The 17,553-nt window shown below is 74.0% G+C and carries 15 protein-coding genes; 4 read left to right on the top strand and 11 right to left on the bottom strand.

Translation table 11 applies throughout. The features are described 5' to 3' along the window. Positions 1 to 92: 92 nt before the first annotated feature. The 4 genes from ACI79C_RS24175 to ACI79C_RS24160 are packed head-to-tail and all read right to left on the bottom strand — an operon-like array spanning position 93 to position 5,742. Positions 93 to 1,796: an AMP-binding protein gene (locus ACI79C_RS24175; RefSeq protein WP_456948246.1), complete on the bottom strand. Its 1,704-nt coding sequence runs from the start codon at positions 1,794 to 1,796 to the stop codon at positions 93 to 95. Beyond that, the gene (locus ACI79C_RS24170; RefSeq protein WP_456948245.1) at positions 1,793 to 2,275 is read right to left on the bottom strand and encodes a hypothetical protein; all 483 of its coding nucleotides are present in this window, start codon (positions 2,273 to 2,275) and stop codon (positions 1,793 to 1,795) included. Before ACI79C_RS24170 ends, ACI79C_RS24175 begins: the two co-directional genes overlap by 4 nt. 47 nt (positions 2,276 to 2,322) lie before the next feature. Then, on the bottom strand, positions 2,323 to 4,233 hold the full coding sequence (locus ACI79C_RS24165) for a primary-amine oxidase (protein WP_456948244.1): 1,911 nt from the start codon (positions 4,231 to 4,233) through the stop codon (positions 2,323 to 2,325). A 27-nt stretch (positions 4,234 to 4,260) separates the two neighbouring features. Beyond that, positions 4,261 to 5,742: an APC family permease gene (locus tag ACI79C_RS24160; protein ID WP_456948243.1), complete on the bottom strand. Its 1,482-nt coding sequence runs from the start codon at positions 5,740 to 5,742 to the stop codon at positions 4,261 to 4,263. A 245-nt stretch (positions 5,743 to 5,987) separates the two neighbouring features. Here ACI79C_RS24160 and ACI79C_RS24155 point away from each other — a divergent pair, with 245 nt between their 5' ends. Both ACI79C_RS24155 and ACI79C_RS24150 read left to right on the top strand, forming a co-directional pair. Then, entirely contained in the window at positions 5,988 to 7,457 is a 1,470-nt protein-coding gene (locus tag ACI79C_RS24155) for an APC family permease (protein ID WP_456948242.1), read from the top strand. Further along, positions 7,454 to 8,209, top strand: a complete 756-nt coding sequence (locus ACI79C_RS24150) for an IclR family transcriptional regulator (protein ID WP_456948241.1) — start codon at positions 7,454 to 7,456, stop codon at positions 8,207 to 8,209. Before ACI79C_RS24155 ends, ACI79C_RS24150 begins: the two co-directional genes overlap by 4 nt. A 26-nt stretch (positions 8,210 to 8,235) precedes the next feature. On the opposite strand, the gene ACI79C_RS24145 is transcribed toward ACI79C_RS24150, so the two are convergent. The 4 genes from ACI79C_RS24145 to glnA all read right to left on the bottom strand — a co-directional run bounded on the left by ACI79C_RS24145 (position 8,236) and on the right by glnA (position 12,654). After that, positions 8,236 to 8,406 carry a CsbD family protein gene (locus ACI79C_RS24145; protein ID WP_456948240.1) on the bottom strand — a complete coding sequence of 57 codons (171 nt, stop codon included), beginning with the start codon at positions 8,404 to 8,406 and terminating at the stop codon, positions 8,236 to 8,238. A gap of 45 nt (positions 8,407 to 8,451) precedes the next feature. Then, entirely contained in the window at positions 8,452 to 9,468 is a 1,017-nt protein-coding gene (locus ACI79C_RS24140; RefSeq protein WP_456948239.1) for a hemolysin family protein, read from the bottom strand. Continuing rightward, positions 9,465 to 10,892, bottom strand: coding sequence for a hemolysin family protein (locus ACI79C_RS24135; RefSeq protein ID WP_456948238.1), 1,428 nt, complete (start codon positions 10,890 to 10,892; stop codon positions 9,465 to 9,467). Before ACI79C_RS24135 ends, ACI79C_RS24140 begins: the two co-directional genes overlap by 4 nt. A gap of 328 nt (positions 10,893 to 11,220) precedes the next feature. After that, complete coding sequence (gene glnA / locus ACI79C_RS24130) at positions 11,221 to 12,654, bottom strand: type I glutamate--ammonia ligase (RefSeq protein ID WP_456948237.1); 1,434 nt, start codon at positions 12,652 to 12,654, stop codon at positions 11,221 to 11,223. Between the two features lie 165 nt (positions 12,655 to 12,819). On the opposite strand from glnA, the gene ACI79C_RS24125 reads away from it, so the two are divergent. Continuing rightward, positions 12,820 to 13,239 carry an RDD family protein gene (locus ACI79C_RS24125; RefSeq protein ID WP_456948236.1) on the top strand — a complete coding sequence of 140 codons (420 nt, stop codon included), beginning with the start codon at positions 12,820 to 12,822 and terminating at the stop codon, positions 13,237 to 13,239. A gap of 98 nt (positions 13,240 to 13,337) precedes the next feature. On the opposite strand, the gene ACI79C_RS24120 is transcribed toward ACI79C_RS24125, so the two are convergent. The 3 genes from ACI79C_RS24120 to ACI79C_RS24110 all read right to left on the bottom strand — a co-directional run bounded on the left by ACI79C_RS24120 (position 13,338) and on the right by ACI79C_RS24110 (position 16,402). Continuing rightward, complete coding sequence (locus ACI79C_RS24120; protein WP_456948235.1) at positions 13,338 to 14,195, bottom strand: DUF4191 domain-containing protein; 858 nt, start codon at positions 14,193 to 14,195, stop codon at positions 13,338 to 13,340. Between the two features lie 56 nt (positions 14,196 to 14,251). Next, on the bottom strand, positions 14,252 to 15,226 hold the full coding sequence (gene lipA / locus ACI79C_RS24115) for a lipoyl synthase (protein WP_456948234.1): 975 nt from the start codon (positions 15,224 to 15,226) through the stop codon (positions 14,252 to 14,254). A gap of 72 nt (positions 15,227 to 15,298) precedes the next feature. After that, positions 15,299 to 16,402, bottom strand: a complete 1,104-nt coding sequence (locus ACI79C_RS24110; RefSeq protein WP_456948233.1) for a hypothetical protein — start codon at positions 16,400 to 16,402, stop codon at positions 15,299 to 15,301. A gap of 81 nt (positions 16,403 to 16,483) precedes the next feature. Between ACI79C_RS24110 and ACI79C_RS24105 the strand changes: the two genes are divergently transcribed. Further along, on the top strand, positions 16,484 to 17,413 hold the full coding sequence (locus ACI79C_RS24105; RefSeq protein WP_456948232.1) for an LLM class F420-dependent oxidoreductase: 930 nt from the start codon (positions 16,484 to 16,486) through the stop codon (positions 17,411 to 17,413). The last annotated feature ends 140 nt before the right edge of the window (positions 17,414 to 17,553 follow it).

The following is a 17,553-nucleotide window of genomic DNA, read 5'->3' as shown; positions in this document are numbered from 1 at the left end:
GTGTCCTCCCCCACGGCAGACGGTGGGGGAGGACACGCCACGGTGCGGGAGGACGAGCGCGGCCCACCGGACAGCCCGCGCCGTCCCGCGCCTCAGCCGCGCAGCCCCGGGAACTGGTCGTCGCGCCACTCGCCCGGGCGGGGACCCTCGACGCTGGCCAGTTCCTGCTCCCGCCCGCGCAGCTCGACCCGGCGGATCTTGCCCGAGATGGTCTTGGGCAGGTCGGCGAACTCGATGCGGCGCACCCGCTGGAACGGGGCGAGGTGTTCGCGGGCGTACCGCAGGATCGCCTGCGCCGTCTCCGCGGTCGGCTCGTGCCCGGGTGCGAGGGCGACGTAGGCCTTCGGCACGGCCAGCCGCACCGCGTCGGGCGCCGGCACGACGGCGGCCTCGGCCACCGCGGGGTGCTCGATGAGGACCGACTCCAGCTCGAACGGGCTGATCTTGTAGTCGCTGGCCTTGAACACGTCGTCGGTGCGGCCGACGTAGGTGATGTACCCGTCGGCGTCCCGGCCGGCGATGTCCCCGGTGTGGTAGTAGCCGCCGGCCATCGCCTCCGCGTTGCGGTCGGGGTCGCCCTGGTAGCCGGTCATCAGCGGCAGCGGCGACCGCGCGAGGTCCAGGCAGATCTCGCCCTCGCCCGGCCCCTCGACGGGGCGGCCGGTCAGCGGGTCCACCAGCGCCACCGGCACGCCGGGCAGCGGCCGGCCCATCGAGCCGGGCTTGACGGCCGAGTCGGGGGTGTTGCCGATCTGCGCGGTGGTCTCGGTCTGGCCGTAGCCGTCGCGGATGGTGAGCCCCCACGCCCGACGGACCTGCTCGATGACCTCCGGGTTGAGCGGCTCCCCGGCGCCGATCACCTCGCGCAGCGCGCCCGGGCCCCCGGAGAGGTCGGCGTTGATGAGCATCCGCCACACCGTCGGCGGCGCGCAGAACGACGTCACCCCGTGCGCGCGGATGCTCTCCAGCAGCGTCCCCGGCTCCAGCCGCCGGTAGTTGTGCAGGAAGACGGTGGCCTCGGCGATCCACGGGGCGAAGAAGCAGGACCAGGCGTGCTTGGCCCAGCCGGGGGAGGAGACGTTGAGGTGGACGTCGCCCGGCCGCAGCCCCAGCCAGTACATCGTGCTCAGGTGCCCGACGGGGTAGGAGACCTGGGTGTGCTCGACCAGCTTGGGCCGGGAGGTCGTGCCCGAGGTGAAGTACAGGAGCAGCGGGTCGCCGGGCGCGGTGCCCGGGTGGGCGGCGGGACCGGCGTCCCGGCCCTCGGCCTCGCGCAGGTCGGCCCACCCGTCGGCCGGGCCGACGCCGAGCCGGGTGTAGTCGCCGGGCACGCCGTCGAACTTGGCGGTGTCGGCGGCGTTGCACAGCACGTGCCGGGCACCGCCGCGACCCACCCGGTCGGTGAGGTCGGAGGGGCCGAGGGCGGTGGTGGTCGGCATGATGACCGCGCCCAGCTTCATGATCGCCAGCATCGACTCCCACAGCTCGACCTGGTTGCCGAGCATGAGCAGCACCCGGTCGCCGCGGCCCACGCCCCGGTCGGCGAGCCAGGCGGCGACCTGGTCGGAGCGGCGGGCCATCTCGTCGTAGGTCCGCGTGGTGGTGGAGCCGTCGTCCTCCGCGAGCACCAGCGCCGGCCGCCCGTTGCCCCGGGCGACCGCGTCGAACCAGTCCACCGCCCAGTTGAACCGGTCCCCCAGGTCGGGCCAGCGGAACTCGGTCACCGCCCGGTCGTGGTCCCCGCGCAGGGCGAGCAGCTGGTCACGGGCGGCACGGTAGGCGTCGGTCGCGGTCATGGTCGGGGAGTCTCCTCTCGATCGGCGGGCGACGGCAGCCGGCGGTCCGCGGCCCGGACGGCGGGGGCGAGCAGGACCGCCAGGCCGAGCACGAGGGACGCGCCGACCAGCCACAGCCCCACCGCGGGGAGGTCGGCGGCGCCGTGCACGTGGCCGCCGCCCCCGGACGCCGCGGGCGCGTGGACGGCGAGCATGCCGAGGTCCAGGCCGACGGTCGTGGCCCACACCGCGGACGACGGCGACCGCCACAGGTGCCAGGCGCAGGGCAGGCAGGCCAGCGCCATCCCGGCCATCGCCAGCGAGGACAGCGACGCGGCGCTCACCCCGGTCAGGTGCACGGCGGCCGAGGCGAGGGCGAGCAGCGCCGCTCCCCGCCCGGCGGGGCCGGCCCCGGCCCGCACCCGGTCGACCGGCCCGTCGTCCGCCCGGTCGTCCGCCCGGCCGATCATGGGGTTGTTGCCGGTGACACGCGACGACACGCCGCGCCGGCCGGCAACAACCCCATGATCACGGCGGGTCGAGCTGCTCACTCGTGCGCGCAGTGACCCGAGGTCGACCTCGGCGTCCCCAGGGCGGGGTTGCGGTCGAAGAAGCCGACCGGCTTGAGGGTGAAGCCGGCGTAGTCGGTCGGCATCACCGGCCAGTCCTCCGGGCGCGGGAAGTGGGTCAGGCCGAAGGTGTGCCACAGGACGACGTCCTGCCCCTCCAGCGGGCGGTCGGCCTGGACGAAGGCGGGCAGGCCCGCCGCGCCCGGGTGCTGGTTGACGAAGTCTCCGGCCGCGTAGCGCTCGGCCGGGTCGTACTGCGTCACCCACAGGCTCTTGGTGCCGAAGGTGGCCCGCTGGTGGATCGAGGAGGACTCGTCGGCCAGCATCAGCGGCAGGTTCTCCGGGTGCAGCGCGTACCCGACCGGCTGACCCAGGCGGTTGGTCTTCCCGGGGTTGAGCACGTGCCAGACCCGCCCGACCGTGCCGTCGGCCACCCGGGTGCCCTCCGACTCCCGCGTGATCGGCGTGGACCGGCGGGTGAACGCGTTGCCGTAGGGGTTGGTGTCGCTCACCGGCACCCGGACGGCGTCCACCTCGTGCACCGTGTTGCGGTCGCCGTCGACGGCCATGTCCAGCCGCGCGGAGAACAGGTGCTGGTGGAACGGCGCGCCCAGGCCGGGGGCGACCTCCGTGGCGTAGGGGTGCTCGTCGCCGCGGTAGGAGGAGGTGAACACGATGCCGGTCGCCTTGGACTCCAGCTGGATGGTCCCGTCCAGGTAGAGGTACCAGTAGAAGCCGTAGTCGTAGTTGCCGATCGTGGTGAAGAAGCTGATCACCAGGCGGCGCGAGCGGCGGGTCTCGGCCATGCCGTTGAACAGGTCGGTGTGCTTCCACCCGACGCCGTAGTCCTCCTCGTGGAGGCAGATGGCGTTGCGCAGCACCCGGGGCGCGCCCTCCTCGTCGGCGATGGTCGCGTCGAAGTAGTGGATCTCGCCGAGGCAGTCGCAGCCGAGCTCGAGCGCGTTGGTGTAGCGGGCGAAGAGGTACTCGCCGGTGTCGAAGTAGTTCTGCCAGAACCGCACCGGTGAGGGGTCGGCGTAGGGCACCACCATCTCCGAGATCGACGCCCGGTAGACCACCGAGCGGCCGTCGACCGACACCTGGTGCAGGGTGAGCCCCTCGCGGACGTCGAAGCCGACCCGCACCTCCCAGCCGGCCCAGCGCACGACGTCGTCCTCGACGGTGAAGCTCGGCCCCTCGGGCTGGGTGATCTCGATCGGCTTGAGGTCGCGGACCGGGGACCGGTGCGCCTCGGCGTCCCACTCGCCGCGCTCGGCCGGCACGGGGAGGTCGTGGTGGTCGTGCACCGCGGTCGTCACGCCGCGGGTGATGTCGACGTAGGCGACCACGCCGTCCACCGGGTGCGCCCACGGCAGGTCGCGCTCGTCGGCCTGGTGGAAGCCGAGGACGCGGACCACCCGGTGGCCGAACTCCTCGGGGAAGTAGGAGCCCGCCGACAGCGGCACGGCGCGCACCTCGGCCACGTCCAGCCCGCGCTTGGCCATCGCGGCGACCCAGCGCTCGTCGGTGGCCAGGATCGGCTCGATCGCCTCGAACTCGGCGTCGAGGATCGGCACCTGGCCGTCGGCGACACCGTCGATCTCGACGTCCCGGACGACCGACCGGCCGGTCACCGAGACGGTCAGGTCGCGCCCGGTCCCGGTGGCGCGGTCGAGCAGCAGGACCCGCAGTCGGCGCTCGACCGGCTGCCCCGGCCGCCACGCGAGGACGTCGCGCTTGTGCGGCTCGTCGAGGCCGACGTAGACGAACTTGGTCTGCTCGCCCACCAGGCCGGCCTCGCGGACGATCTCGCTCGCCGCGGTGATCTCCTCGGCGGTCATGCGCGACAGCGGGTGGGTGGCGGTGGTGGGCGGGGCGGTGAGGGTCATGACTCTCCGATCGGGGCGGACGGCGGTTCAGATCTGCGGTGCGGAGTCGGCGGGGGAGGCGGCGGTGAGGTCGCGGGCCGCCCGCGGGCGGGCCGCGGCCAGTGCCCAGCCCGCGGCCAGTGCGACGGCGAGCAGGACACCGGCGCCGACGCCCAGGACGGTGGAGCCGCCCATGAGCAGCGGCAGGTTCTCGACGAGGAGGACCAGGATCGCGGCGAGCCCGAGGAGGCCGAGCGCGGGCGCGACGAGGGTCTGCCAGGGACGGCGGTCCACGCCCGTGCGGCGGAAGAACACGAGCACCGCCAGGCAGGCCAGCAGCATGAGGACGACGATCCCGACGCTGGCGATGCCGGCCAGCCAGGTGAAGACCTCCAGGACCGGGTCCAGGCCGGCGATGACGCAGACCGCCATGACCAGGGCGCCCACGCCGGAGGTCACCAGCGAGGCGACGTGCGGGGAGGCGTGGCGGGCGTGGCTGCGGCCGCACACGCCGGGCAGCACGCCGGTGTTGCCGAGGGAGAAGAAGTAGCGGGCCAGCACGTTGTGGAAGGCCAGGATCGCCGCGAACAGGCTGGTCACGAAGAGCACCTGCATCACGTCGGCGGCCGCCGTCCCGACGAAGCGCTGGGCGGTCGCGACCACGATGCCGCCGGGGTCCGCGGCGGACTCCTCGACGATGCGGCTGTCGCCCCATGCACTCACGATGGCCCATGCGGACACGGTGTAGAAGACCGCGATGATGGTCAGTGCGGCGTAGGTGGCCCGCGGGATGGTGCGCTCGGGGTCGCGGGCCTCGTCGCGGAAGATCGCCGTCGCCTCGAAACCGATGAACCCGGCGATGGCGAACATCAGGCCGATGCCCGGTGCGCCGGAGAGGACGTCGCCGGGGGTCAGCAGCGCCGTCGACAGCCCCTCGTCCCCGCCTCCCCGGCCGACGACGGCGGCGTCCAGGACCAGCACGATGCCCACCTCGGCCACCAGCAGGATGCCGAGCACCTTGCTGGACAGCTCGATGTGCCGGTAGCCGAGCACGCCGGTGACCGCGAGGACGACGGCGGTCCACAGCCACCACGGCAGGTCCGGGCCGCCGTACCCGGTCACCAGGTCGTCGAGCAGGAACCCGATGTAGCCGTAGACGGCGCCCTGCACGGTGACGTAGCTGATCAGCGCGACCAGGGCGCTGCCGAGGCCCGCGCCGCGGCCCAGCCCGGTGCCGATGTAGGAGTAGAACGCGCCGGCGTTCGGCACGTGCCGGGTCATCGCGGTGAACCCGACGGCGAAGAACATCAGGACGACGGCGGCGACGACGTACATCGCCGGGTATCCCGGGCCGTTCCCCGCCGCGATCCCGATGGGCACCGAGCCGGCGATCACCGTCAGCGGGGCGGCCGCGGCCACCACCATGAAGACGATCGCGGCCGGGCCGAGGCGCCCCCTCAGCCGGTGGCCGGCGGCCGCCGGAGCGGCGGTGCCGGCGGCGGCGGGGGGCGGGTCGGAGACGGTGGCCATGCGGACCTCCGGGGGTGGGGGACGACCGGCCCACTGTGTCGCCCGCCCCGGCCAGCGCGGTCACACGGCCGTAACTTCGCGGAAACGTCCGTGTAACCCCGAACGAGACGGCGATCACACTTTTCTCATTCGGGACCGACCTCGCGGGCACGACCCCTGGCTACGCTCGCCCACCGTCGAGATCTGCGGAGTGCGCAGAGCGAGGTCCCCTCGCTCCTGGCACTCCACTGCGGGACGGGAGCGTCATGGCAGAGCGGACCGGGGCACGGCCGGCCGGCCGGTTGCCCGCCCGCTCGCCGGTCGCGGGGCTGCGCCGACGACGGCTGAGCTTCCTGGAGGTCCTGGCCCAGTCGGTGTCCGCGCTGGCGCCGTCCGCGGCGATGGTGGTCGTCCCCTCCATCGTGCTGGTCGAGTCCGGCGCGGCGACCCTCCCGGCCTTCGTCGCAGCGACGGTCCTCGTGCTGCTGGTGGGCTGGTGCCTCGGCCAGTTCGGACGGCGGATGGCGGCCGTGGGCGGCACGTACAGCTACACCGCCAAGGGCCTCGGTCCGGTCGGCGCCCTGGTGGGCGGCTGGGCCTCGCTGGTGGCCTACGCCGCCGTCGCGATGTCCGCGCTGGTGGGGACGGCGATCTACCTCGCCGGTGTCGTGGGGGTGCGGCCGACGCCCCTGGTGGTGGCCGCCCTCGGCGCGGGGGTCGGGGCGCTGGCCACGCTGTGCACCGTCCGCGGCATCCAGCTCTCGGCCCGGCTGGCCCTGGCCCTCGAGGTGCTCTCCATCGTCGTGGTGCTCGCCGTGCTCGCCGTCCTGCTGATGGCACCCCGTGGGGCACCCGGCAGCGCCGCCGCGCTGGTGGACGCGCCCGTGCAGTGGGACGGCGTCGCGGTCGGCGTGGTCCTCGGCGTGACCGCGTTCATGGGCTTCGAGAGCGCGGCGACCCTGGGCGTCGAGGCCCGCCGTCCGCTGGTCGCCGTCCCCCGGGCGGTGCTGTGGACCCCCGCGGTGGCCGGCGTGCTGTTCGTCGTGGCCGCCGCCGCGCAGGTCGTCCTGTTGCGGGCCGCGCCGCTCGACGTGCTGACCAGCCCCGTGCCGGTGGCCGAGCTCGCCGACCGGGAGGGCCTGGGCCTGCTCCGGCGGGTCCTCGACCTGGGCATCGCCGCGTCCTTCTTCGCCTGCGTGACCGGGTCGACCAACGCGCTCGGGCGGGTGCTGTTCTCCATGGGCCGCGAGGGGGTGCTGCCGCCCGCGCTCGGCCGCACCCACCCGCGGTTCGACACCCCGCACGTGGCGCTGGCCGTCGGCCTGCCGGCGGTCGTCGGCGTGCCCGTCGTCGCGCTCGCCGCCGGCGGCGGGCCCCGGGCCGTCCTCGCCACGTCGCTGACCGTCTCCGCGTTCGGCTACGTGGTCGCCTACGTGCTGGCCTGCCTGGCGATGCCGGCCTTCCTCCGCCGGATCGGTGAGCTGACCCGGCCGGCCGCGGTCGGCGGCCTCGTCGCCGGGGGCGTCGGCCTGGTGGTGCTGGTGGCCGCGATCGCCGGGGCCTCGTGGTCGGGCGGCCGGACCGTGGTCGTGGTCTTCCTGGCCGCGATGGCCCCGGGGCTGGCCTGGGCGGTGTGGCTGCGTCGGCGGCACCCCGGGCGGCTGCGGGCGGTCGGCGTCTACGACCAGGCCACGGCGAGCAGCGTGCTGCCGGGCAGTGTCGGGCCGCTGCGGTGACCCCCGCCGTCGACCGTGGCCTCACCGGTCGCCAGCCCAAGGCCGTGCAGAGCGCGCTGGCCATCCTCGAGGCGGTGGCGCGGGCTGGGGCCGGCGTCACGGCCAAGGAGGTGGCCGAGGACGTCGGCCTGCCGCCTGCCACCACCTACCGGCTGCTCAACCTGCTGGTGGGGGAGGAGTACCTGGTCCGGCTGCCGGACCTGCACGGGTTCGCCCTGGGGCGCAAGGTCGCCGGGCTGGCCGGGGGTGCGGCCCCGGCCCAGGTGCCCACGGCCGCGCGCGAGGTCGTCGGTGAGCTCCGCCGGCAGGTGCGCTTCGGCGTCCACCTGGTCCTCTACGCCGGGCCGGTGTTGCGCTGTGCCGACGTCGACCCCGACCACCCGCTCCGCTCGACCGAGGAGGTGGAGCGTCACCTGCACGCCACCGCCGTCGGCAAGCTCCTCCTCGCCGAGCAGCCCGACTGGCGCGACGTCGTCCCGCCGCGGCGGCTGCTGCGGCTCACCGCGCGCACCGTGACCCGGCCGGCGGAGCTCGAGGCCGAGCTGCGGGTGATCGGCGAGCGGGGGACGGCGGTGCAGGCGGGGCAGTTGCACGAGGGGGTCTCCTGCGCGGCGGTCCCCGTCCGCGCACCGTCGGGCGTGCTGGTGGGGGCGATCGCGGTGACCGGCCCCGGTGAGGACGAGACGGTCGCCGCCGGCCGCGCCGCGTTCGCCGCCCCGTACGCCGACCGGCTGGGTCCGCTGCTCGGCTGAGCCGGTCGCGGGCCGGCCGGTGCGGGCTACTTGAAGGCGTCCTTGACCTTCTCGCCGGCCTGCTTGAGGTTGCTCCGGGCCTGGTCGCCCCTGCCCTCCGCCTCGAGGCCGGGGTCGTCGGTGGCCCGGCCGAGGGCCTCCTTGCCCTTGCCGGCCAGCTCGTCGAGCTTGTTGCTGATCTTCTTCTCGGTGCTCATGCCGATCTGGCTACCCGCCCGGCGTCGCAGCATGCCGGTCGGCGCTCAGGCGGCGGCGGTCGGCTGGGGGAACAGCCGGCGCAGCACGTCCGACAGGGTGATCACGCCGAGGACCGAGCCGCCGTCGGTGACGACCGCCAGGTGGTTGCGGGTCTCCCGCATCGCCCGGAGCGCGGCGTGGACGGTGGTGCCCGCCTCGAGGGCGAAGACCGGCCGGGCGAAGGGCGCCACGGGCGCGTCCTGCGCTGCGGTGAGGGTGTCGCGGACGTGGACCACGCCGGTCAGCCGGGCACGGGTCCCGAGCAGGATGCGCAGGTGCCCGGTGCGCCGGGTGAGCGCGCGGACCGCGCCGACGGGCGCGTCCGCGGGTACCGACGCCAGCGGCGCGCCCGGCACGACCAGCTCGCGGACGGTCATCTGCTCCAGCTCCAATGCGCCGGAGATCTGCTGGGAGAAGCTCGCGTCCAGCGCGCCGACGTTGGCCGAGTGCTCCACCAGGTGGCGCAGCGCGTCCGGGCTGTGCCCCACGGCGAGCTCGTCGGCCGGTGCGACGCCGACCCTGCGCACCAGGGCGTTGGCTGCGGCGTTGAGCGCCCGCAGCAGGGGCCGGAAGACGGCCATGAACGCCCGCATGGGCCCCGCGAGCAGGGTTGCCGAGCGCTCGGGGTGGGCGATCGCCCACGACTTGGGCGCCATCTCACCGACCACCAGGTGGATGAACGTGACGACGAGCAGGGCGAGGACGAAGCCGGCGACGTCGGCGGCGACCAGTGGCAGCCCCCACGTCTCGAACAGCGGGGTGAGCCAGTGGTGCACCGCCGGCTTGCTGACCGCGCCGAGGGCGAGCGTCGCCGCGGTGATGCCCAGCTGCGAGCCGGCCAGCAGCAGCGTCAGCTCGGAGGAGTTGCGCAGCGCCGCCCGGGCCGAGCGGCTGGTGGGGGCGGCCTCCTCCAGCCGGTGCCGCTTGGCGGCCAGCGCGGCGAACTCCACCGCCACGAAGAACGCGCTCAGCGCGACGATGACCGCCGTCGCGGCGAGCACGACCCACGGGTCGTCGCTCATCGGGGGCTCTCCTCGCTGGTCGCGGTCGCGTGGCCGGTGTCGGTGGGGGCGGTGGCGGTGGGGGACTCCGCCCGGCCGGGCAGTTCCAGGCGCACCCGCGAGGGCACGTGCCGCTCGACGGCGAGCACCTCGACCTGCACCTCCCGCGGAGCCGGTTCGTCGGCGTGGACCAGGTCCCCGGGGTCGGGGGGCAGCTCGACGGTCAACCGTGTGCCGGGCTCGGGCAGGGTCCCGGCGGCCGCGATGACCAGGCCGGCGATCGTCTCGTAGTGCCCGCGCGGCAGGTCGACGGCGAGGGCACGCTCGACCTCGTCGACGTGCACGTCGCCGGCCATCTCCCACACGCCGTCGCCCTCGACGGGCACGTACTCGGGGTCCACGTCGGCGTCGTGCTCGTCGGTGATCTCACCGACCAGCTCCTCGGCGAGGTCCTCCAGTGTGATGACGCCGGCGAAGCCGCCGTACTCGTCGATGACGCAGGCCATCTGGTTGGCGGTGTCGGCGAGCTGGCGGAGCGCGTCGGGGAGCGAGGTGAACGTCGACACGACCAGGCACTCGCGGGCGATGGCGGTCACCGGTGCGGTGTCCGGTTCGGTGGTGCCCAGCAGGTCGGCCAGGTGCACCACGCCGACCACGTCACCGGTCGCGGCGTCCAGCACCGGGTAACGGGAGTGCCCGGACGCCATCAGCTCGCGCAGTTGGCCCAGGGTGTCGGTGCCGGCGACGGTCCCCACCCGCGGCCGGGGGATCATCGCGTGCTCGACGTCGCGGTTCGGGAAGTCGAGGATGCGGTCGACCAGCATCGACAGCTCCGGGGGCAGGTTCCCGCTCTCCCGGGACTCCTCGACGATGTGCTCGAGGTCGCGGGCGGTCGCGGCGTGCTCGACGTCGTGCACCGGCTCGATCCGCAGGGCGCGCAGCAGCAGGTTCGACGCCTGGTCGAACACCCAGATGAGCCAGCCGAGCACCTTCAGGTAGACGGTGGTGGAGGCGGCCAGCCAGCGGGCGACCGGCTCCGGGCGGGCGATGGCCAGGTTCTTCGGGAACAGCTCGCCGAAGAGCATCTGCACGATCGTGGAGAACAGCAGCGCCAGCACCGCGCCGATGCCGACGCCGACCGCGGTCGGGATGCCGACGCCGCCGAGCAGCGTGCCGAGGGACTCTCCGATCAGCGGTTCGGCGACGTACCCGACGAGCAGACCGGTGACGGTGATGCCCAGCTGGGCGCCGGAGAGCATGAAGGAGGTGCGGCGGGTGACGGCCAGGGCGCGCTTCGCGGCGGCGTCCCCCGTGGCGGCGCGTGCGGCCAGGGCGGAGCGGTCGACCGCCATGTAGGCGAACTCCTGGGCCACGAAGTACCCGGTGGCGACCGTGATCGCCAGCACGACGAGCACCCCGAGGAGGAGGGAGAGCACCTCGGTCACCGGCCACGCACCCCCTTACCGAGCGGGGCGTGCGTGGCCTGGGGACTGTGATAAGGGCTCATGTCTCTCTTCGACGCAGGGAGTGGGAGCGGACGAAGGCTCCCTTCAACACCCAACGGAGCGCGAGCGGTCGGCGTTCCGGCACACCGCAGATGACCGGACACGCCCTGCTGACCGTCCGCGCGGCCCACCCTCCGGACAGCACCGAGTCCGCAGGCCCAGCCGGGCGTGCGGTACCGGCTGCGCGTGCGGACTCGGGTGCGGGCCCCGGCCGCCGGCCTGCGGGTCGACCGCAGGCCGGCGGCCCGGAGATCCCAGATGTCCCGGATCAGATGTCGTAGTACATCGCGAACTCGTGCGGGTGCGGGCGCAGACGGATCGGGTCGATCTCGTTCTCCCGCTTGTACTCGACCCACGTCTCGATCAGGTCGGGCGTGAACACCCCGCCGTCGATCAGGTACTCGTGGTCGGTCTCGAGGTTGTCCAGGACGGCGTCCAGCGAGGCGGGGACCTTCTCGATGCCGAGGGCCTCCTCGGGCGGCAGCTCGTAGAGGTCCTTGTCGACCGGGGCCGGCGGCTCGATCTTGTTCTTGATCCCGTCGAGGCCGGCCATCAGCATCGCCGAGAAGGCGAGGTAGGGGTTGGCCGACGGGTCGGGCACGCGGAACTCGATGCGCTTGGCCTTGGGGCTGTCACCGGAGATCGGGATGCGGCAGCAGGCCGAGCGGTTGCGGGCCGAGTAGACGAGGTTGATCGGGGCCTCGTAGCCGGGGACCAGGCGGTGGTAGCTGTTCACCGTCGGGTTGGTGAAGGCCAGCAGCGACGGGGCGTGGGCCAGCAGGCCACCGATGTAGTGGCGGGCGGTGTCGGAGAGCCCCGCGTAGCCGGTCTCGGCGTGGAAGAGCGGCTCGCCGTCCTTCCAGAGGCTCTGGTGACAGTGCATGCCCGAGCCGTTGTCGCCGTAGAGCGGCTTGGGCATGAACGTCGCGGTCTTGCCCGCCTGCCACGCGGTGTTCTTGATGATGTACTTGAACAGCATCAGGCTGTCGGCCGCGCGCAGCAGGGTGTCGAACTTGTAGTTGATCTCCGCCTGGCCGCCGGTGCCGACCTCGTGGTGACCCCGCTCGAGCTCGAGACCGGCCTTGGTGAGGTTGAGCATCATGTCGGCGCGCAGGTCGCTGTAGTGGTCGTAGGGCTCGACCGGGAAGTAGCCGCCCTTGGCGCGGGTCTTGTAGCCCAGGTTGGGCCCGCCGTTCTCGCCGGTCAGGGCGCCGGAGTTCCACGACCCCTCGACCGAGTCGATGTGGTAGTAGCCCTCGTTGATGCCGGTGGAGTGCCGGATCGAGTCGAAGACGTAGAACTCCGCCTCGGGGCCGAAGTAGGCGGTGTCGGCGATGCCGCTGCTGGCCAGGTAGGCCTCGGCCTTCTTCGCCACGTTGCGCGGGTCGCGGCTGTAGGCCTCCCGAGTGATCGGGTCGTGGATGAAGAAGTTGACGTTCAGCGTCTTGTGCTTGCGGAACGGGTCGACGAACGCGCTGTGGGCGTCGGGCAGCAGCAGCATGTCCGACTCGTTGATCGCCTGGAACCCGCGGATCGAGGAGCCGTCGAAGCCGAGGCCCTCGGAGAACGTGTCCTCGCCGAACGTCGACGCCGGGATGGTGAAGTGCTGCATGACGCCGGGCAGGTCGCAGAAGCGGACGTCGACGAACTCGACGTCGTTGTCGCGGATGTAGGCGGCGACCTCGTCGGGACTGGTGAACATCGATCCTCCGGGAGTGGGCGGATTGCCGAACCGCAAGCTACGAGCCGGGAGTTGCCCGCCAGTGTCTCCGGTGTTTCAGACCGGTAACAACGGGCCGGGCGTGTCGCCGCGGTGCCCCTGACCGGTCTCGGTGGGCGGCTGCGCGCGGGTCCTACGCTGGCGGTCATGGTCAGGGACGTGCAGCCACCCTCTCAGGAGCGTCCCCGGGGCGCGTCGTTGGGGCTGCCCGCCGAGGGCCCCGGCTCGCTGGCCACGTTCACCAGCCGGGCCGGCGCGTTCGTCGTCGACGCGCTCGCCGCGGCGCTGGTCGCCGGGCTGTTCACCGCGCCGGACCTGCCGGGCAACTGGAGCCTGGTGTCCTTCGCGGTGGTCACCGTCGGGACCCTCGTGCTGTTCGGGCAGACGCCGGGCATGCGGCTGCTGGGGCTGCGCCTGGCCCACCCGCGGGCGGGGGCGCGGCTCGCCGCGTGGCGGGCCGTCGTCCGGACGGCGCTGCTCATGCTGCTGCTGCCCGCCCTGGTGGTGGACGCCGACGGCCGCGGCCTGCACGACCGGCTGACCGACACCGCCGTCGTCCGCGCCTGACCGCCCGGCGATCCCCGGCGCGGCCGGGCGCCCGTCCCGGCTCCCACACGCGACGAGGGCCCGTGCCGATCGGCACGGGCCCTGGTCACGTCGTCGTCCTACCTCCGGCGGACCTGGCGCTGGCTGACCGACATCTGCCGGCCGCCGGGCAGCGGGCCGCCGGGGACCGGCATGCGGGGGCCGCCGAGGGCCGACAGCCGCTTGCGCAGGGCGTTGAGCTGGCCGCCGTCGAGGTTGCGGGGCAGCTTCATGACGTGCGCGCTGAGCTTGCGCAGCGGCACCTGCCCCTCCTCGTCCCCGACGAGGATGTCGTAGATGGGGGCGTCGCCGGCGATCCGCGCGACCTTCTTCTTCTCCTGCGCCAGCAGCGGGCGCACGCGGGAGGCCGCGCCCTCGCCGACCAGGATCACGCCGGGCCGACCGAGCACCCGGTGGACGGCGTCCAGCTGCGTGGTGCCGGCGACGCCCGAGCTGACCTGCCAGTCGCCGCGCATGCCCTCCAGGACCCAGGCCGCCGCGCCCGGCTGGCCCTCGACCTGCCGGTACGCCGACCCCTGCGCGCGCCGGCCGAAGACGATCAGCGCGGCCAGCGCGCCGAGGATGACCGCCAGCGGGATGAAGAGGAACGGCGAGCTCAGCAGGATGCCGATCAGCTCGACGACCGCGGCGACCGCCACGAAGGTGATCAGCATCACCCAGGGCAGCTTGGGGTCGTTCTTCCGGGTCAGCGAGTAGGCCTGCTTGATCATGCGGACCTGGTTGCTGAACTTCTTCAGCCGCCCGACCTTCGGCTGCCCGTCCTTGCCCAGCTTGCCGCGGCGGCCCTTGGTGGCCGGCGCCGAGCCGGCCGACGCCGCGGAGGCGGCCGTCGACCCGCCCCGGCCCCGGGCGGCGCTCGGCCCGCGACCGGCCTTGCCGGTCGGGGCGGGGGAGTCGGTGGACCTGCTGCGTGCCATACCCAGAGGATAGGGCGCGCCGCGGCCGGCTCCGGCGGAACCGGCCGGGACGTCCCTCAGACGGAGCGGCTCAGGCCCCGCGCCTCGACGGCCTGCTGGTACAGGCGGCCGGCCCGGTAGGAGCTGCGGACCAGCGGGCCGGCGAGCACCCCGGGGAAGCCGATCTCCTCGGCCTGCTGCTGGAACGCCACGAACTCGTCGGGCTTGACCCAGCGGACCACCGGGTGGTGCCGCGGCGAGGGGCGCAGGTACTGGGTGATCGTCAGCAGGTCGCAGCCGGCGTCGTGCAGGGCCCGCATGGTCTCCACGACCTCGTCGGGTTCCTCGCCCATGCCGAGGATCAGGTTGGACTTGGTGACCAGCCCGGCCTCCCGGGCGGCGGTGAGCACCGACAGCGAGCGCTCGAAGCGGAACCCGGGCCGGATCCGCTTGAAGATGCGCGGCACCGTCTCGACGTTGTGCGCGAGCACCTCGGGCCGGGAGGAGAAGACCTCGGCGAGCTGGCCGGGGTCGGCGTTGAAGTCGGGGATGAGCAGCTCGACACCGCAGCCGGGGACGGCGGCGTGGATCTGCCGGACGGTCTCGGCGTAGAGCCAGGCGCCGCCGTCGGGCAGGTCGTCGCGGGCGACGCCGGTGACCGTCGCGTACTTCAGCTGCATGGTGGCGACGCTCTCGGCGACCCGGCGCGGCTCGTCGGCGTCGAACTCGGCGGGCTTGCCGGTGTCGATCTGGCAGAAGTCGCACCGCCGCGTGCACTGGTCCCCACCGATGAGGAAGGTGGCCTCCCGGTCCTCCCAGCACTCGTAGATGTTGGGACAGCCGGCCTCTTCGCAGACGGTGTGCAGGCCCTCGCGGCGGACCAGCGCCTTCAACTCGGTGTACTCGGGGCCGGTCTTCAGCCGGGTCTTGATCCACTCGGGCTTGCGCTCGATCGGCACCTGGCTGTTGCGGACCTCCAGGCGCAGCAGCTTGCGGCCGGACGGCGCGATCGGGGAGTCCGAGGAGGGGGTCGGGGCCACCGTCTCGCTCATGATCGCCCACGGTACTCCGAACGACCGCCGCCCCCGCCGCGGGAGCGACGGGGGCGGCGGGGAGGGCAGGGGTCAGACCTGCTTGTCGGCGGGCCCGGCGGTCGGGCCCTGGTCGGAACCGCCGCGGCTGGAGAACGGCTCGGGCGTGGTGTCCTCCGGCGCCGTGGCCGTGTCGGGCCCGTCGCCCTCGACGAGCTGCGCGTCGCGCATCCCCATGTCGGCCTCGTTGGGGGCGGAGTCGCCGGCGACGAACTGCGCGTCGGAGACGGTCTTGCCGGAGTTGCTGGGTGAGCTGGGCACAGGGTCCTCCCGGTAGCTGGGCACGGGACCGTCGCCGGTGGGGGCGGGGGTCCACAGGTCGTCGTTCTTCCGCCGCCGGAGGACGGCGAAGGCGGCTGCGCCGATCGCGAGCACGGCCAGCAGCCACGGCCAGCGGCGGGGCGCGGACTCCAGGCCCACCTCCCGCTTGGCCTTGGTCGTGGTCCGCGCCGCCTTCCTCTCCAGGGTGCGCCGTCTCTTGGCCGCCCGCTTCCTGGCCTCGGCGGTGGTGGCGGTGAGCTCCTCCCGTCGGGCGTCGAGCTGCTCGAGGGCGTTGTGCAGGCCCGCGGTGATGGACTCGCGGGTGTGCTCCAGCACCGGGGTGACCGACTCCCGCGCGGCGAGCACCTTCGGTGCGGCGTAGGCGAGGGCGGCCGCCTGGGCGGCGGTCAGCCTCGGGACGAGGTCCTTCTCGAGCGTCTTCTGGGCCGCCTCGCGGGCGGCCTCGACGCGCGGGCCGAGGTCGGCCGCGGCCTTGGTCGCCGCAGCCTGGGCGGCGGCCACCGCCGAGGTGACGTGCGGGACGGCGGACTCGTACCGCGGCCCCAGGGCGTCGCGGGCGGCCTCGACGCGGGGCGCGATGGCCTCGCGGGCGGTGGTGACGGCCGGCGCGGCCGCGGCCACGGCGGCGGCGACCTTGGGCACGACGGCGAGCTTCGCGGCGTCGAGCGCCGGTCCGGTCGCCTCGCGGGCCGCCTCGACCCGCGGTGCGAGTTGTTCCGCCGCCGCCCGTCCGGCCTCCGCCACCGCCGTCCCGATGTGGGCGAGACCCTCCTGGAGCTCCTCGCCGATGATCTGGCCGTGCGTCTTCTTGCGGAACACGGGATGCACCTCCGGGTTGATCGTCTCGGCGGCCATCCTGCCCGCTCGCCGCGACGGGCACACCCCGAGTGCGATCTCCGGACGACGTCCGGCGGAGGGCCTCGATAGCGTCGCCGCGTGCAGTTGCGCATCTTCACCGAGCCGCAGCAGGGAGCCACCTACGACGACCTGCTGGCCGTCGCCCGGCGGGCGGAGGAGACCGGCTTCGACGCCTTCTTCCGCTCCGACCACTACCTCGCGATGGGCGGCGACGGCCTGCCCGGTCCCACTGACGCGTGGGTGACCCTGGCCGGGCTGGCCCGCGAGACCGGCCGGATCCGCCTCGGGACGCTGATGTCGGCGGCGACGTTCCGCCTGCCCGGCCCGTTGGCCATCGCAGTGGCGCAGGTCGACCAGATGAGCGGCGGCCGCGTGGAGCTGGGTATCGGCGCCGGCTGGTTCGAGGCCGAGCACCGCGCCTACGGCATCCCGTTCCCGGAGCTCGGGGAGCGCTTCGACCGGTACGAGGAGCAGCTCGCCGTGATCGCGGGCCTGTGGGGGACGCCGCCGGGGGAGACGTTCGACTTCCCCGGCCGGCACTACCGGCTCAGCGACTCACCGGCGTTGCCCAAGCCGGTGCAGGAGGGCGGCGTCCCGATCCTGGTCGGTGGCCGGGGCAGGCGGCGCACCCCGCGGCTGGCGGCCCGGTACGCGGCGGAGTTCAACGTGCCCTTCGCCCCGGTCGAGGACAACGCGCAGCTGTTCGCGGGGGTCCGCGAGGCCTGCCAGGAGGCCGGGCGGGACCCCGGCTCCATGGTCTTCAGCTCCGCCCTGGTGCTCTGCGTCGGGCGGGACGAGGCCGAGCTGGCCCGCCGTGCCGCCGCGATCGGCCGGGACGTCGGCGAGTTGCGCGAGCACGGTGCGGCCGGCACCCCGGCGGAGGTCGTCGACGTGCTGGGGCGCTACGCCGAGGCCGGCGCCACGCGCTTCTACCTGCAGGTGCTCGACCTCGCAGACCTCGACCACCTGGACCTCGTGGCCGCCGAGGTGGCCCCGCAGCTGGGCTGACCCGCCCGGCCGGGCGCTGGACCCCGCCACGCCGGCCCGGATGGACCTCGACCTGAGGTCGAGCTGCAGCGGTCCCGGTTTCCCCCGGGTCAGCGACTCCCCGGCGGGCTCCGCGGCGGCTAGCGTCGCCCGGGACAACG

It is taken from the genome of Geodermatophilus sp. SYSU D00697 (genome assembly GCF_054050175.1).
The sequence above is the reverse complement of the archived record's forward strand: the minus strand, read 5'-3'. Positions and strand labels throughout refer to the sequence as shown.